Source organism: Oryzobacter faecalis, from assembly GCF_046764005.1.
In the GTDB taxonomy this organism is placed as follows: domain Bacteria; phylum Actinomycetota; class Actinomycetes; order Actinomycetales; family Dermatophilaceae; genus Oryzobacter; species Oryzobacter faecalis.
In genome coordinates this window covers 15,453-30,239 of the sequence record NZ_JBKOFW010000009.1, presented here as the reverse complement: position 1 = coordinate 30,239, position 14,787 = coordinate 15,453, and the positions used below count along the sequence as shown (strand labels likewise).

At 72.7% G+C, this 14,787-nt stretch carries 14 protein-coding genes; 10 read left to right on the top strand and 4 right to left on the bottom strand.

Annotation, left to right across the window (positions count from 1 at the left end):
- Positions 1-63: 63 nt before the first annotated feature.
- The 8 genes from ACK8HX_RS14865 to ACK8HX_RS14830 all read left to right on the top strand — a co-directional run bounded on the left by ACK8HX_RS14865 (position 64) and on the right by ACK8HX_RS14830 (position 7,908).
- Complete coding sequence (locus tag ACK8HX_RS14865; protein ID WP_411941503.1) at positions 64-1,737, top strand: ABC transporter substrate-binding protein; 1,674 nt, start codon at positions 64-66, stop codon at positions 1,735-1,737.
- Between the two features lie 118 nt (positions 1,738-1,855).
- A complete protein-coding gene (locus ACK8HX_RS14860) occupies positions 1,856-2,866 on the top strand; it encodes an ABC transporter permease (RefSeq protein WP_411941502.1) in 1,011 nt (336 codons plus the stop codon).
- Positions 2,863-3,840 carry an ABC transporter permease gene (locus ACK8HX_RS14855; RefSeq protein ID WP_411941501.1) on the top strand — a complete coding sequence of 326 codons (978 nt, stop codon included), beginning with the start codon at positions 2,863-2,865 and terminating at the stop codon, positions 3,838-3,840. The genes ACK8HX_RS14860 and ACK8HX_RS14855 overlap by 4 nt, the downstream gene beginning before the upstream one ends.
- Before the next feature lie 7 nt (positions 3,841-3,847).
- Positions 3,848-4,867 (top strand): ABC transporter ATP-binding protein, encoded by a 1,020-nt coding sequence (locus ACK8HX_RS14850; protein ID WP_411941500.1) that lies wholly within the window; start codon positions 3,848-3,850, stop codon positions 4,865-4,867.
- Positions 4,864-6,024 (top strand): ABC transporter ATP-binding protein, encoded by a 1,161-nt coding sequence (locus ACK8HX_RS14845; RefSeq protein WP_411941499.1) that lies wholly within the window; start codon positions 4,864-4,866, stop codon positions 6,022-6,024. Before ACK8HX_RS14850 ends, ACK8HX_RS14845 begins: the two co-directional genes overlap by 4 nt.
- A gap of 81 nt (positions 6,025-6,105) precedes the next feature.
- The gene (locus tag ACK8HX_RS14840) at positions 6,106-6,414 is read left to right on the top strand and encodes a 4a-hydroxytetrahydrobiopterin dehydratase (RefSeq protein ID WP_411941498.1); all 309 of its coding nucleotides are present in this window, start codon (positions 6,106-6,108) and stop codon (positions 6,412-6,414) included.
- The gene (locus tag ACK8HX_RS14835; protein ID WP_411941497.1) at positions 6,407-7,144 is read left to right on the top strand and encodes a VIT1/CCC1 transporter family protein; all 738 of its coding nucleotides are present in this window, start codon (positions 6,407-6,409) and stop codon (positions 7,142-7,144) included. The genes ACK8HX_RS14840 and ACK8HX_RS14835 overlap by 8 nt, the downstream gene beginning before the upstream one ends.
- 14 nt (positions 7,145-7,158) lie before the next feature.
- A complete protein-coding gene (locus tag ACK8HX_RS14830; RefSeq protein WP_411941496.1) occupies positions 7,159-7,908 on the top strand; it encodes a type 1 glutamine amidotransferase in 750 nt (249 codons plus the stop codon).
- A gap of 23 nt (positions 7,909-7,931) precedes the next feature.
- Here the strand turns inward: ACK8HX_RS14830 and malQ are convergent, their stop codons facing one another.
- The 3 genes from malQ to ACK8HX_RS14815 are packed head-to-tail and all read right to left on the bottom strand — an operon-like array spanning position 7,932 to position 12,121.
- Entirely contained in the window at positions 7,932-10,088 is a 2,157-nt protein-coding gene (gene malQ, locus ACK8HX_RS14825) for a 4-alpha-glucanotransferase (RefSeq protein WP_411941495.1), read from the bottom strand.
- A 48-nt stretch (positions 10,089-10,136) separates the two neighbouring features.
- Positions 10,137-11,786: a monocarboxylate uptake permease MctP gene (gene mctP / locus ACK8HX_RS14820; protein WP_411941494.1), complete on the bottom strand. Its 1,650-nt coding sequence runs from the start codon at positions 11,784-11,786 to the stop codon at positions 10,137-10,139.
- Positions 11,786-12,121 carry a DUF3311 domain-containing protein gene (locus ACK8HX_RS14815; protein WP_411941493.1) on the bottom strand — a complete coding sequence of 112 codons (336 nt, stop codon included), beginning with the start codon at positions 12,119-12,121 and terminating at the stop codon, positions 11,786-11,788. The genes mctP and ACK8HX_RS14815 overlap by 1 nt, the downstream gene beginning before the upstream one ends.
- 158 nt (positions 12,122-12,279) lie before the next feature.
- Between ACK8HX_RS14815 and ACK8HX_RS14810 the strand changes: the two genes are divergently transcribed.
- Positions 12,280-13,080 (top strand): PIG-L family deacetylase, encoded by an 801-nt coding sequence (locus ACK8HX_RS14810; RefSeq protein WP_411941492.1) that lies wholly within the window; start codon positions 12,280-12,282, stop codon positions 13,078-13,080.
- A gap of 18 nt (positions 13,081-13,098) precedes the next feature.
- Here ACK8HX_RS14810 and ACK8HX_RS14805 read toward each other — a convergent pair whose 3' ends face one another.
- On the bottom strand, positions 13,099-14,064 hold the full coding sequence (locus tag ACK8HX_RS14805; protein ID WP_411941491.1) for a universal stress protein: 966 nt from the start codon (positions 14,062-14,064) through the stop codon (positions 13,099-13,101).
- A gap of 186 nt (positions 14,065-14,250) precedes the next feature.
- Between ACK8HX_RS14805 and ACK8HX_RS14800 the strand changes: the two genes are divergently transcribed.
- Positions 14,251-14,760 carry a CHRD domain-containing protein gene (locus ACK8HX_RS14800; protein ID WP_411941490.1) on the top strand — a complete coding sequence of 170 codons (510 nt, stop codon included), beginning with the start codon at positions 14,251-14,253 and terminating at the stop codon, positions 14,758-14,760.
- The last annotated feature ends 27 nt before the right edge of the window (positions 14,761-14,787 follow it).

The window sequence follows — 14,787 nt, the reverse complement described above, 5'->3', positions numbered from 1 at the left end:
ACCAGTCCTCGGGCGTCCGACCCGGTCGTCTCGAGCGTTCGCACACCCAAGCGAGGTTTATCGATGAAGCTCCAGCGGAAGGTGCCGGTCGCCCTCATGGCGGCCGCCGCCCTCACCGTGACGGCCTGCGCGCAGTCCGATCGCGACTCCGGCAGCGGCGCGTCCGGCTCGGCCGGCACGACCAAGGACACGTTCACCTTCGGCGCCGCAGGCGCCCCCAAGCTGTTCGACCCCTTCTACGCCACGGACGGTGAGACCTTCCGCGTCACGCGGCAGATCCACCAGGGCCTGCTCGGCGTCAAGCCCGGCACCGCCGACGTGCAGCCGGAGCTCGCCGAGAGCTGGACCCCGTCCGAGGACGGCCTCACGTGGGACTTCAAGCTCCGCCAGGGCGTGAAGTTCTCCGACGGCGAGCCGTTCAACGCCGAGGCCGTCTGCTACAACATGACGCGCATGTTCGAGCAGAAGGGCGCCGGCCAGACGGCCGCCGAGTACTGGGGCTACTTCTTCGGCAGCTTCAGCGACAAGCCGGCGGACTCGCTCTACAAGAGCTGCCAGGCCAAGGACGAGTCGACCGCGACGATCACGATCACGCGCGCGACCTCGAGCTTCCCGACGATCCTCTCGCTCGACTCCTTCTCGATGCAGTCCCCCAAGGCGCTCGAGGCCGGGGACGCCAACAACGTCCAGGCCGCCGGCGAGGGCTTCACCTACCCGGCGTACTCGACCGCCCCGGTCGGCATCGGCCCGTACAAGCTCGACAAGTACGACGAGGCCAACAAGACGGTCACGCTCGTCGCGAACGACCAGTACTACGGCGAGAAGCCGAAGACGGCCAAGCTCGTCTTCAAGATCATCCCCGACGAGTCGACCCGTCGCCAGGAGCTCCAGGCGGGCTCCATCGACGGCTACGACCTGCCGAACCCGGTCGACTGGAAGGGCCTCGAGGACGCCGGCAACAAGGTCGAGATCCGGCCCGCCTTCAACATCCTCTACCTGGGCCTGAACGCGTCGAAGAACGACAAGCTCAAGGACCTCCGGGTCCGCCAGGCGATCGCCCACGCGACCAACCGCGAGCAGATGGTCAAGACCCAGCTGCCCGAGGGCGCCAAGGTGGCCTCGCAGTTCATGCCCGAGGCCGTCGCCGGCTACAACACCTCGCTCCAGCCGTACCCGTACGACGTGGAGAAGGCCAAGTCGCTCCTCAAGGAGGCCGGCGCCGAGGGGATGACCCTGCAGTTCGCGTTCCCGACCGAGGTGTCGCGTCCGTACATGCCGGACCCCCAGAAGATCCACGAGGCCTTCAAGAAGGACCTCGAGGCCGCCGGCATCAAGGTCGAGGTCGTCAGCAAGCCGTGGAACGGTGGCTACCTCGACGACGCCAGCGCCGGCAAGTTCGACGCGTGGCTGCTCGGCTGGACCGGTGACTACAACGCTGCCGACAACTTCCTCGGCACGTTCTTCAGCAACCTCGAGGCCAACGACTTCGGCACCAAGCTCTACCCGTGGGGCAAGACCCTCTCGGAGGAGCTGAAGAAGGCCGACGCGATCGTCGACGAGGGCGAGCGTGAGGCCGCGTACCAGAAGATCAACCAGCAGATCGCCGAGGAGTACCTGCCGGGCATCCCGGTCAGCCACTCCCCGCCGGCGCTCGTCACCAGCGGTGGCGTGCAGGGCCTCGTGGCCAGCCCGCTGACCGCCGAGATGTTCGACCAGGTGACGGTCAGCGGCAAGTGACCACCTGAGGCTCACGCCTCGACCGGTCACAGTCAGCGAAGTTCCCGGTGGCCGCCTCGGACCGTTAGGGTCCGAGGCGGCCATCGCCGTCCAGCCCCGAACCAGGAGCACCCACACCGTGGCGAGATTCATCATCAGACGCCTCTTCCAGATGGTGGGAGTGGTGGTCGTGCTGTCCCTGCTCCTCTTCCTCTGGCTCAAGGCCCTCCCCGGCGGCACCGTCTCGGCACTGCTCGGGGAGCGGGCCACCCCGGCCAACCGCGAGGCGCTCACGAGGGCGCTCGGCCTGGACCAGCCGATCTGGGTCCAGTACGCGAAGTTCGTGCAGCGGGCCGCCAATGGCGAGTTCGGCGCCTCGACCGCCGTGCTCCCCGGCCGCGACGCCTTCGAGATCTTCCTGACGCGGCTGCCGGCGACGATCGAGCTGAGCGTCGGCGCCCTCCTCATCGCGCTCGTCCTCGCGATCCCGCTCGGCTACCTCGCCGCGAAGCGGCGCAACTCGGCGTGGGACAGCGGCCTCGTCATCCTCTCCCTCATCGGCGTCGCCGTCCCCGTCTTCTTCCTCGCCTTCGTGCTGAAGTACCAGCTCGCCGTCGAGCACAACATCTTCCCCGTCTCGGGCCGACAGGACCCCGGGCTGAACTGCACGCGTGTCACGAACTTCTTCGTCCTCGACGGGCTGCTGACCCGCGAGCTCGACTGCTCCGCGGACGCCCTCAAGCACCTCGTCCTGCCCGCGGTGACGCTGGCGACGATCCCGTTCGCGGTGATCTTCCGCATCGCCCGGGCGTCCGTCCTCGACGTCCTCGACGAGGACTACGTGCGCACCGCCGAGGCCAAGGGCCTCACCGCGCGCGTCATCCGGGCCCGCCACGTCATGCGCAACGCCCTCCTCCCGGTCGTCACGACGATCGGCCTCCAGGTCGGCGGTCTCCTGGCGGGGGCGGTGCTCACCGAGTCGGTGTTCAACTTCCCCGGCCTCGGCAGCGCCATGTACCAGTCGTTCTCCAACAAGGACTTCCCGGTGCTCCAGGTCCTGATCCTGGCCTCGGCCGGCATCTACGTCGTCGTCAACCTGCTCGTCGACATCTCCTACGCCGTCATCGACCCGAGGGTGAGGACCCGATGAGCCCCGCGAACCCCATGAACCGGCGCAAGCAGCGCATCGACGACCTCGCGGCCACCGCCGGCGGCGTCGCGGTCGCCGACGCCGGCACCATCGACGAGGCCCCCGGCGTCTCCCTCATCGCCAGCGCGTGGCAGCGGCTGCGCCGCAACCCCGTGTTCCTCCTCGGGCTCGCGATCACCGTGGCCTTCGTGATCCTCGCGGTGGTCTCGCCGTTCATCGCCCCGCACGACCCGAGCGAGGGCCTGCTCATCGAGAAGGTCCGCCAGCAGAGCAACCCGGTCCCCGGGCCGGAGCCGGGCTTCCCGCTCGGGGCCGACAACAAGGGGCGCGACCTGTTCTCCCGGCTCCTCGTCGGCAGCCGCCAGACGCTCATCGTCGGTGTGCTCGCGACCCTGCTCGGCCTCGCCGGCGGCCTCGTCCTCGGCATCCTGTCGGGCGCCTTCGGCGGCTGGGTCGACTCGCTCGTGATGCGCGTCGTCGACGTCCTGCTCTCCATCCCCTCGCTGCTCCTGGCCTTCTCGCTCGCGGCCCTCGCGAGCCGGCCGAGCCAGTGGACGGTCATCATCGCCGTCTCGGTGGTGCAGGTACCGATCTTCGCCCGGCTCCTGCGCGGGTCGATGCTGGCCCAGCGCTACAGCGACCACGTGCTCGCGGCCCGTGCCCTCGGGGTCAGGCCCCGCGCCATCGTGTTCCGGCACATGCTGCCGAACTCGCTCGGGCCGGTCATCGTCCAGGCGACCCTCGTCCTCGCGACGGCCATCATCGACGCCGCCGCGCTGTCCTTCCTCGGCCTCGGCAACCCCGACGACCGCGACCCCGAGTGGGGCCAGATGCTCGGCGCCTCGCAGCAGTTCATCTACGACCACCCGCACCTCGCCTACTACCCGGCGCTGTGCATCATCGTCGTCGCGCTCGGCTTCACCCTCATGGGCGAGTCGCTGCGCGAGGCCCTCGACCCCAAGAGCAGGAGGTGACGCACCGATGACCGCCACGGCGACCACACCCCCCGGCACGTCCCGCGGCGACGAGCCGCTGCTGTCCGTCCGCGACCTCCGGGTCACCTTCCAGCGGCGCGGCGAGCAGCCCTTCCGCGCGGTCGACGGCGTCAGCTTCGACGTCCGCCCCGGCCAGACCGTCGGCCTCGTCGGCGAGTCCGGCTGCGGCAAGTCGGTCACCTCGCTCGCGATCATGGGGCTGCTGCCCCGGCGCGGCAACACCGTCGAGGGCGAGGCGTCCTTCGAGGGCACCAACCTGCTCTCGCTCGGCCAGGACGACATGCGCGACCGCCGCGGCCGCGACATCGCGATGATCTTCCAGGACCCCCTGTCGTCGCTGAACCCCGTGGTCCCGGTGGGGCTGCAGGTCACCGAGGTGCTCGAGCGGCACCGCGGGATGTCGCGCAAGGCGGCCCGGCCGGTCGCGCGCGACCTGCTCCAGCGGGTCGGCATCCCCGACCCCGACCGCCGGCTCAAGGACTACCCGCACCAGATGTCGGGGGGCATGCGCCAGCGCGCCCTCATCGCGATGGCGCTGGCCTGCGCCCCGCGCCTCCTCATCGCCGACGAGCCGACGACGGCCCTCGACGTGACGATCCAGGCCCAGATCCTCGCCCTGCTCAAGGAGCTCGTCGTCGAGACCGGGACCGCGCTCGTGATGATCACGCACGACCTCGGCGTCGTCGCGGGGCTGTGCGACGAGGTCAACGTCCTCTACGGCGGACGGATCGTCGAGCGCGGCGACCGCCACGAGCTGTTCGCCGACCCGCGACACCCGTACACCGCGGGCCTGCTCGGCTCCATCCCGCGGCTCGACGCACCCCGCGGTGAACGGCTCACGCCCATCCCGGGCTCGGTCGCCGACAACCTGCCGTGGGCCGACGCGTGTGCGTTCGCGCCACGGTGCTTCAACCGCATCGAGACCTGCACGCAGCGAACGCCCGAGCTGGAGGAGTCCTACCGCCGCGCCCTGCGCTGCTTCAACCCCGTGGAGGCGACCCGATGACCGAGACCACCGCCCCGGCCGAGGCCCCGGCGCCCGAGCAGGACCCGGACGTCCTCGTCGACGTCCGCGGCGTCAAGGTGCACTTCCCGATCAAGCGCGGCGTCATCTTCGACAAGGTCGTCGGGCACGTCTACGCGGTCGACGGCGTCGACCTGCAGATCCGGCGCGGGGAGACCTACGGCCTCGTCGGCGAGTCCGGCTGCGGCAAGTCGACCCTCGGCAAGGCGATCCTCAACCTCGAGCCCCCGACCGAGGGCTCGGTGACGATCGACGGCACCGACATCGCCTCGCTCAAGGGCGAGGAGCTGCGCACCCGGCGCAAGGACTTCCAGATGGTCTTCCAGGACCCGATGAGCAGCCTCGACCCGCGCCAGTCGGTCGAGTCGCTCCTCGTCGAGGGCATGCGGGCGCACGGTCTGGCCGACGACGACGCCGCCACGAAGAAGCGGCTGCGCGAGCTGCTCGCGGCGGTCGGGCTGCCCGCCGCCGCCCTCACGAAGTACCCGCACGAGTTCTCCGGCGGCCAGCGCCAGCGCATCGGCATCGCCCGGGCCCTGGCGGTCGAGCCGAAGCTCATCGTCGCCGACGAACCGGTCTCCGCCCTCGACGTCTCGGTCCAGGCGCAGGTCATCAACCTGCTCGAGGAGCTGCAGGACGAGTTCGCCCTCACCTACCTCGTCGTCGCCCACGACCTCGCGGTGGTCCGCCACATCAGCGACCGCATCGGTGTCATGTACCTCGGCGGGCTCGTCGAGGAGGCCACGGCCGACGACCTCTACGCCCAGCCGCTGCACCCGTACACGCGGGCCCTGCTGTCGGCCGTGCCGGTCCCCGACCCGGCCGTCGAGGACACGCGTGAGCAGATCCTGCTCACCGGCGACCTCCCCTCGCCGTCGAACCCGCCGCCCGGGTGCCGCTTCCACACCCGCTGCCCGTGGCGGCAGCCGACGCGGTGCGACGACGAGCGGCCGCAGCTGCGCGTCCTCGACCTGCCGGGGATGCCGGCCGGCCACCGGGTCGCCTGCCACTGGGCGGAGCAGATCGAGCGCGGCGAGCTGACGCCGCACGACGTCGAGGCGGTGGCGGTCGAGCAGGTCGACACCACGGGTGACGGCGACTCCCTCATGGGGCCGGCCTCGGTCACCGAGGCGCTGTAGGCCCGCGCCCGCGGGTGGGGCCGCGGTGGTGAGGTTCGCCTCAGGTGCCGCGGCCGGAGCCCGTGGAGGATGATGGCGCGCATGAGCCGACTCCTCACCGACGACGAGGTCACCACCCAGCTCGAGGGGCTGCCGGGCTGGCGGCGCGAGGGCGACGCGATCGTCGCCACGCTCGAGGCGCCCGACTTCCCGGCCGCGGTCCGCCTCGTGGTCGCCGCCGCCGACGAGGCCGAGCAGATGAACCACCACCCCGACATCGACATCCGGTGGCGGACGACGTCGTGGCTGCTCACGACCCATGACGCGGGCGGCATCACCCAGCTCGACATCGAGCTGGCGCACCGCATCTCCGCAGCCGCACGGGCCGAGGGAGCCACCCCCGGTGGCTGACCCGACTGCTGCCGCCCCGGCCACGGTCCCGGACCACGGCGAGGCCCACGAGCAGGGCTTCGCGAGCCGCCTCAACTGGCTGCGCGCCGCCGTGCTCGGCGCGAACGACGGCATCGTCTCGACGGCCGGCCTCGTCGTCGGCGTCGCGGCGGCCACGCCCTCGCGGGGCCCGGTGCTCGCCGCCGGGGTCGCGGGCCTGGCGGCGGGCGCGCTGAGCATGGGCGTCGGCGAGTACGTGTCGGTGAGCACCCAGCGCGACTCCGAGCGCGCCCTCATCGCCAAGGAGGTCCGCGAGCTCGCCGAGGAGCCGGAGGCCGAGCTCGCCGAGCTCGCGGCGATCTACGCGGAGAAGGGCCTCTCCCCCGACCTCGCCCAGCGCGTCGCGGTCGAGCTCACCGCGCACGACGCCCTCGCCGCGCACGCCGAGGCCGAGCTCGGCATCGACCCCGAGCACCTGACGAACCCGTGGCACGCCGCCTGGGCGTCGATGGCCTCGTTCACCGTGGGGGCGCTGCTGCCGCTGCTCGCCATCGTCCTGCCGCCCCTGTCGTGGCGGGTGCCGGTGACGGTCGTCGCCGTCGTCCTCGCCCTCGCCGCGACCGGCTGGCTCAGCGCGCGCCTCGGCGAGGCCGACGCGCGGCGGGCGACCGTGCGGGTCGTCGCCGGCGGCTTCATCGCGATGGTGGTCACCTACGGCATCGGCGCCCTCGTCGGCACCCAGGTCGGCTGAGGCACCATGGGCGCATGACCGCGTCGCGACTCCTCGTCGTCCAGCACGAACCCGACGCCCCCGTGGCGTGGCTCGGCGAGTGGTGGACCGACCTCGGCCTCACCCTCGACATCGTCCGGGGCGACCTCGGCGAGGCCCTCCCCCCGCGGCTGGACGAGGCCCGGCACCACGGGCTCGTCGTCCTCGGTGGGGCGATGGGCGCCTGCGACGACGCCGTCGCGCCGTGGCTCGCCGCGACCCGCGCCCTCGTCGCTGAGGCCGTCTCCCGGGAGCTCCCGACGCTGGGGGTCTGCCTCGGGCACCAGCTGTCGGCGGTGGCGCTCGGGGGACGGGTCGAGCGGAACCCGTCGGGGCGCACCGTCGGGGTCGTCCCGGTGGCGCTGACCGCGGCCGGGCACGAGGACCCCCTCCTGTCGGGCTTCGACGGGCGGGGCGCGGTGCACTACAACGACGACGTCGTGGCGCAGCCGCCGCCGGGGGCCGTCGTCCTCGCGACGCTGCCCGACGGACGGCCACAGGCGCTGCGGTTCGGCCCGAGGGCGTGGGGCGTGCAGTTCCACCCGGAGACCTCGCCCGAGGTGTTCGGTGCCTGGCTGCGCTGGGACTCCCCCGACGGCCTGACCCCCGACCAGGAGGTCCTGCTCGCCGAGGTCACCGCCGCCCGGGAGCCGCTCCGGGGCTGGCGCACCCTCGCCGAGCGCTTCGCCGCCGTCGTCACCGGTGGGAGCCGCTCGCGGGGACGGTTGCCCGTGCCATCCGCCTGACCGGGCTCCCCACGGCCCGGAGCTCAGGGGGCCGGCGGGGGGTCACCGCGCAGGGCGGCGAAGAGGCGGCCCGCGAGGGGCGCCCGCTTGACGTCCTCCAGTGACACGACCGAGCCGTCGGGGCCCGACAGCGGGACCCGCCAGTTCGGGTACTCCTCGTGCGTGCCCGGCTGGTTGACCGCGCGCAGGTCACCGACGACGTCGGCCAGCGACACCGCGAGCATCCGGCTCGGCGTCAGCGCCATCCAGCGGTGCAGCGCCTCGACGACCGCGTCGGTGCCCCCGGCGTCCGCGGTGTCCGGGTCGAGCAGCCCGCGCTCGACGCACGCGGAGCGCAGCTTGCCGATGGAGGCCAGCTCGTGCGCCCGCTCCTCCTCGACCGACCGGGTCAGCAGGCCCAGCTGCTCGCGGACGGCGACGTGCTCGAGCGAGAGGTATCCGGCCGACGGCGGCAGGTCGTGGGTGGTCACGGTCGACAGGCACAGCTCGCGGTAGTGCTCCGGCGGCTTGGGGCGGTCGTCCTCCCACTCGAACCACAGGATGGAGGTGCCGACGAGCCCGCGCTCGCGCATGTCCTCGCGCACGTGCGGGGCGACGACGCCGAGGTCCTCGCCGATGACGACGGCGCCGGCCCGCTGTGCCTCGAGGGCGAGGATGCCGAGCAGCGCCTCGTGGTCGTAGTGGACGTAGGTGCCGTCGGCGGGCGTGCCCCCGGCCGGGATCCACCAGAGGCGGAACAGCCCGATGATGTGGTCGACCCGGATGCCGCCGGAGTCGCGCAGGACCGTGCGGACCATGTCCCGGAACGGCCCGTAGCCGAGCTCGGCGAGCCGGTCGGGGCGCCACGGCGGCTGGCTCCAGTCCTGACCGAGCTGGTTGAACTGGTCGGGCGGCGCGCCCACGGTGACCCCGCGGGCGAGGGCGTCCCCCAGCCCCCACGCGTCGGCACCGAGCGGGTGCACCCCCACGGCGAGGTCGTGGACGATGCCCAGGGCCATCCCGGCGGCCCGCGCCTCGTGCTGGGTCGCGCCCAGCTGCTGCTCGAGCAGCCACTGCAGCCACCGGTGGAAGCCGACGTCCTCGGCGTGCGCCTCGCGGAACGCCGCCACGTCGGCGCTCGAGGGGTCCTGGAGCCCGGTGGGCCACTCGGTCCACGGCAGGCCCTCCGCCTCGGCGAGGGCGCACCACGTGGCGAACGTCGTGAGGCCGTCCCCCTCGCGCGTGCAGAACTCCTCGAAGGACGCGGCACGCTGGGGTGCGAGCCCGGCGTCGAAGACGAGCCGCAGCGCCTCCTTCTTCAGGGTCCACGCGGTGTCGCGGTCGATGTAGTCGGCGGCGTCCAGCGCATGCGCCTGCTCCCCCAGCGCGGCCACGCGAGCGCGGGCGGTGTCGCCGAGGCGCGCGAGCTCGGGGACGTCCTCCACCCGCAGGTACAGGGGACTGACGAAGCGGCGGGTGGTCGGCAGGTAGGGCGAGGGCTCGACCGGCAGCACGGGCGCGGCGGCGTGCAGCGGGTTGATGAGGACGAAGTCGGCGCCGTGCTCGGACGCCGCCCACGTCGCGAGGTCGGTGAGGTCGCGCAGGTCGCCGATGCCCCACGACTCCGCCGAGCGCACCTGGTACAGCTGGGTCTGCAGGCCCACGACGCGTCCGTGGGCGATCGCCTGCGGAGGCTCGAGCCGCTGCGGGGTGACGACGAGCACGGCCTCGGTGGTCGCCGCGTCGACGGGGTCGTCCGCGGTGGCGAGGAGCCGGTGCCACCCGAGCGGCAGGTCGCCCGGCAGCGCGAAGGTCGCCTCCCCCACGAGCCGTCCGTCGACCTCGCGCGGCTCGACCAGGTGCTCGACCTGCGGCACGCGGCGGCTCGAGCCGTCCTCGAGGACGACCTCGAGCGCGACCGCGGACCCCGCCGCGACGTGCACGTGGACCCACGGCGTCCACCCCTCGCGCGTGACGACCGTGGGCGGCAGGGTGCGCCGCCAGGGGGCGAGGTCGACCCCCTCGAGGGCGGTCTCGACGGCCGCGTCGTCACCAGCCTCCACGCCGAGGGCCGTGAGGACCGCGCGGATGGCGTCGGCCGAGACCGTGACGTGCTCCCCCAGCCAGTCCCAATACTCCGTCGCGACGCCGTGGGCATGAGCGAGCTCGACGAGCCGGGGCGGCGGTGCGGCGGAGGTCATGGGGCCATCCTGCCAACCTCCGCCACCCCGGCGTCGTCGCGGTCGGGCCTAGGGGTTCGGCGTCCCCTGGTGCACCGGCTCGGGCACCTTCTCGACCCGCGGGTCGCCGGCGTCGGCGAAGTAGTCGCCACGGATCGTCTCGTCCTCGCCCTCCGGGGTCCTCGTCGCGCGGAGCACGAACGTCAGCGCGACGGCGACGACGAGGTTGACGACGAAGGCCGTCATGGCGATGTAGCCGAGCTGCCCGATGACCGGCAGCTGCGCGAGCGAACCGCCGAAGTGGTTGATGCCGGCCCGCGGGTTCGCGACGTTCCACGCCTCCCAGGTGCCGTAGACCATGCCGACGGCCCAGCCGGCGAGCAGCGCCCACCGGTGCAGCCAGCGCGTGTAGAGGCCGAGGACCACGGCGGGGAAGGTCTGCAGGATCCAGATGCCGCCGAGGAGCTGGAAGTTGATCGCGTTCTGCTTGTCGAGTGCGAGGACGAACACGAGCGCGAACGCCTTGACGACGAGCGAGACGAGCTTGGAGACCCTCGCCTCCTCCTTCGGGGTGGCCTCCGGCTTGATCCACTCCTTGTAGATGTTGCGGGTGAAGGTGTTCGCCGCCGCGATCGACATGATCGCCGCAGGGACGAGCGCACCGATGGCGATGGCCGCGAACGCCACCCCGGCGAACCACGAGGGGAACGCGTCCTCGAACAGCTGGGGGATGACGAGCTGCGGGTTCGGCTTGCCGTCGAGGCCGATCGGCTTGGTGCCCGCGGCGATCGCGACCCACCCGAGGAGGGCGAGCAGCCCGAGGATGAAGCTGTACGCGGGGAGGATGGCGGCGTTGCGCCGCACCGTGTTCCGCGTCGAGGCGGACAGGCTGGCCGTGATCGAATGCGGGTACATGAACAGCGCGAGGGCGGACCCGAGACCGAGCGTCGCGTAGGCCCAGTGCTGCATCTCCCCGGGGACGAACGCGCCGGTCGGCTTGCCGTCCACGGGGTTCGGGGTCGCCATCTTCTGCTCGGCCGCACCGAAGACCGCGTCCCAGCCACCGACCTTCGCCGGCAGGTAGATGATCGCGACGATGATGACGAGGTAGATCAGCGTGTCCTTGACGAACGCGATGACCGCCGGCGCGCGCAGGCCGCTCGAGTACGTGTACGCCGCGAGCAGGGCGAAGGCGATGAAGAGCGGGAGGTCCTTGGCGATGATGTTGTCGCCGCCGCCGAGCCCGACGACCTCGAGGACCGCCTGGATGCCGACGAGCTGGAGCGCGATGTACGGCATCGTCGCGAGGAAGCCGGTGACCGCCACTGCGAGCGACAGTGAGCGAGAACCGAACCGGCCCCGCACGAAGTCGGCGGTCGTCACGTACCCGTGCCGGTGGCTGACCGACCAGAGCCGGCCCATGAAGACGAAGATGATGGGGTAGAGCACGATCGTGTAGGGCACGGCGAAGAAGCCGGACACCGACCCGAGGGCGAACATCGCCGCGGGGACGGCGACGAACGTGTACGCCGTGTACAGGTCACCGCCGAGGAGGAACCAGGTCACCCAGGTGCCGAACGACCGTCCGCCGAGGCCCCATTCGTCGAGCGACTCCATGCTCGCCGGGCGCCGCCAGCGGGTGGCGAGGAAACCCATGACGGTGACGAGCGCGAACAGCAGGACGAGGACGGCGAGGGCGACGCCGTTGATGCCGCCCATCAGCGCTCACCCCCGGTGCGACCGTCCGCGCGGGCGGAGGCGCCGTCGGCACCGCCGTCATCACCGGTCATCGGCCGGTGGGGCCGTGCCGCGAGGACGAGGCGGTAGGCCGCGTACGTCATCGCCGAGCACAGGAACACCCACAGGAACTGGTACCAGATGAAGAACGGGAAGGCCCCGAGCCTCGGCTCGACCCGGCTGTAGCTGTCGACCCACATGAGCGCGACGACGGGGATGGCGAGGAGCACCCCCGCGGCGACGAGCAGACCCTTGCGGGCGGGTGGGACCGTGTCGTGGTCGACGGTTCCCTGGTCCACGACGTCGTGGAGACCCATGGCGTGTTCCTCCCTGTTCTGCCCCTGCACCCCGACGCCTGCCGGGCCACGGAACACCGTAGGGACCGCGCCCGCCCGTGTGGGGTCTCGCGGCGCACGGGTTCTCGCGGGGTCCCGCGCCGGCGCCGGTGTCGGAGCCGGTGGGCATGATGGGGCCCGTGTCGACCATCGTCTTCCTGCACGCCCACCCCGACGACGAGGCCTCGCAGACCTCCGGCTCGATGACCCGGCTCGTCGAGGAGGGCCACCGCGTCGTCGCCGTCTTCGCCACCAACGGCGACCACGGAGAGGCCCCCGACGACCTCGCCGAGGGCGAGACGACGGTCGACCGGCGCCGCGCCGAGGCGGCACGCTCCGCCGAGGTCATCGGCACGCACCGCGTCGCCTGGCTCGGCTACGCCGACTCCGGCATGTCCGGCTGGGAGCAGAACACGGCCGAGAGCGCCTTCACCGCAGCCGATCTCGACGAGGCGGCCGCCCGGTTCGCGAGGGTCGTCGACGAGGAGGACGCCGACGTCGTCGTCGGCTACGACTGGCACGGCGGCTACGGCCATCCCGACCATGTCAAGGTGCACCACGTCCTCCACCGCGGTGCCGAGCTGGCGGCCCGGCGGCCTCGTGTCCTCGAGTCGACGATGAACCGTGACGCGTTGCGCCGGTCCAACGAGGCCGCCCGGGCGGCCGGCGCACCCGGCGCCGAGGACTGGGACCCCGACAGCCCCATGGACGACGGCAACCCGCTCGGCGAACCGGAGGCCGCCATCCACTGGGACGTCGACGTCGCGCCGTGGCTCGGCACCAAGCGCAAGGCCCTCGAGGCGCACGCGAGCCAGACGAGCGACGTGGGGATGATGCTCGCCATGCCCGACGAGGCGTTCGCGGCGATGTTCGGCCGCGAGTACTACATCGAGCCGGGCCGCGCGCCGGGCATGGTGCAGGGGTGGCCCTTCTCCTCGTGACGGGGGCCGCCGTACGGCTCAGCGGGCGACGATGACGACCCTGTTCGCCTTCTCGATCACGCGGCGCGACACCGATCCCAGGAGCAGCCCCCGGAACCCACCCACCCCGCGACTGGCGACGACGAGCGCGTCGGCACCCAGCTCGGAACACGCGTCGAGCAGGACGCGCGAGGGCGCCCCCTGCCGCACGACGACGTCGACCGCGACGTCCGGGTGACGGGCGGCAGCAGGGTCGACGACCGCGCGACCGCGCGCGAGGTGACGTTTCTCCACGGCGGCCCACCGGTCCGAGCCGCGCTCGGTGACGACCACGCCGTCCTGGACCTCGACGTGCCAACCGACGACGCAGGTGACCTCGGCCCCGCACGCGGCAGCGGTCTCGAGGGCCACCTCGACGGCCCGTGCGCTCCGCTCGCTCCCGTCGACGCCGACGACGAGCCGCCGCACCGGGCGCACCGTCGTGCCGGCCGGCACGACGACCGCGGTGCACTCGGCGTGCGCCACCACGGGGAGCGCGACCGACCCCAGCAGCACCCGCTCGAGCTGGTTCTTGTGCGGGGCGCCGACGACGACGCGCGCCGCCCCCCTCGCCGCGTCGAGCACCGACGCGGCCGGCGACCCCCAGACCACCGCGACGGCGACGTCGAGCGCGGGGTGGCGTTCGCGGGCGCGGGCGGCGGCCCGGTCGAGGAGGACGCGCGCCCCTTCCTCGATCTGGTGCGCGAGGCTGGGCGTCGCGGTGACGAGGGCCTCGTACGGCATGAGCTGGAAGCCGGGGTCGACGACCGAGAGCAGGCGCAGGGGCGCACCCAGGCGGACGGCCTCGTCCGCCGCCCAGTCGGTGACCGGCTCGTCGGCCGGCGAGCCGTGGAGCGCGGCGACGACCGCGCCGTCCGCACCGCGGGGCCCCGCCGACCACTCGGACCCTTGCACCTCGGTGCCGGTGGCGGTCTCGGGTGAGGTGGTGACCACGTTGTCGGCCATGCCCCCATCATCCTCCTGGGGTATCCCGCCGTCACCATGTCGTCCCTCACGGGCGAACCGCACGCGACGCCGGCGACCCCCGGGCGCGACCGGGCTGAGCGTTCCCGGAGGCGTTCGTTGACGGCCTCCGAGGAGCGGGCGCACCATGGCGAGAGGGTCGCCCCGGCCCGGGATCGGAGGAACGCCATGACGCCCAGAACCGCCCTCACGGCCCTCGTGGCCGGCCTGCTCGCCGTGGTCACCGCGGCCCCGGCGCAGGCCGCAGACACCTGGACTGCCCAGCTGTCCGGCTCCCAGGAGGTGCCCGCCCAGCCGTCGCCGGGGAGGGGCTCGGCCGTCTTCCAGCTGTCCGCCGACGGCACCGCGATCAGCCACCGGCTCGTCGTCGCCAACGTCGACAACGTCGTCGCCGCCCACATCCACCTCGCGCCCGCCGGCGTCAACGGACCCGTCGTCGCGTTCCTGTTCGGCCCCGCGGCGCCCGGCGGGGGGACCAGCAACGGCGTCATCGCCACCGGGACCATCACCGCCGCGAACCTCGTCGGCCCGCTGGCCGGCCAGCCGCTGCAGTCCCTCGTCGACGCGATCGACGCGGGAAACGCCTACGTCAACGTGCACACGAACGACGGCAACCCGTCGACACCCCCCGGACCGGGCGACCTCCCGGGTGGTGAGATCCGCGGTCAGCTCCACTGAGCCGTCCCCGCGCCGTTCCCACGCCCT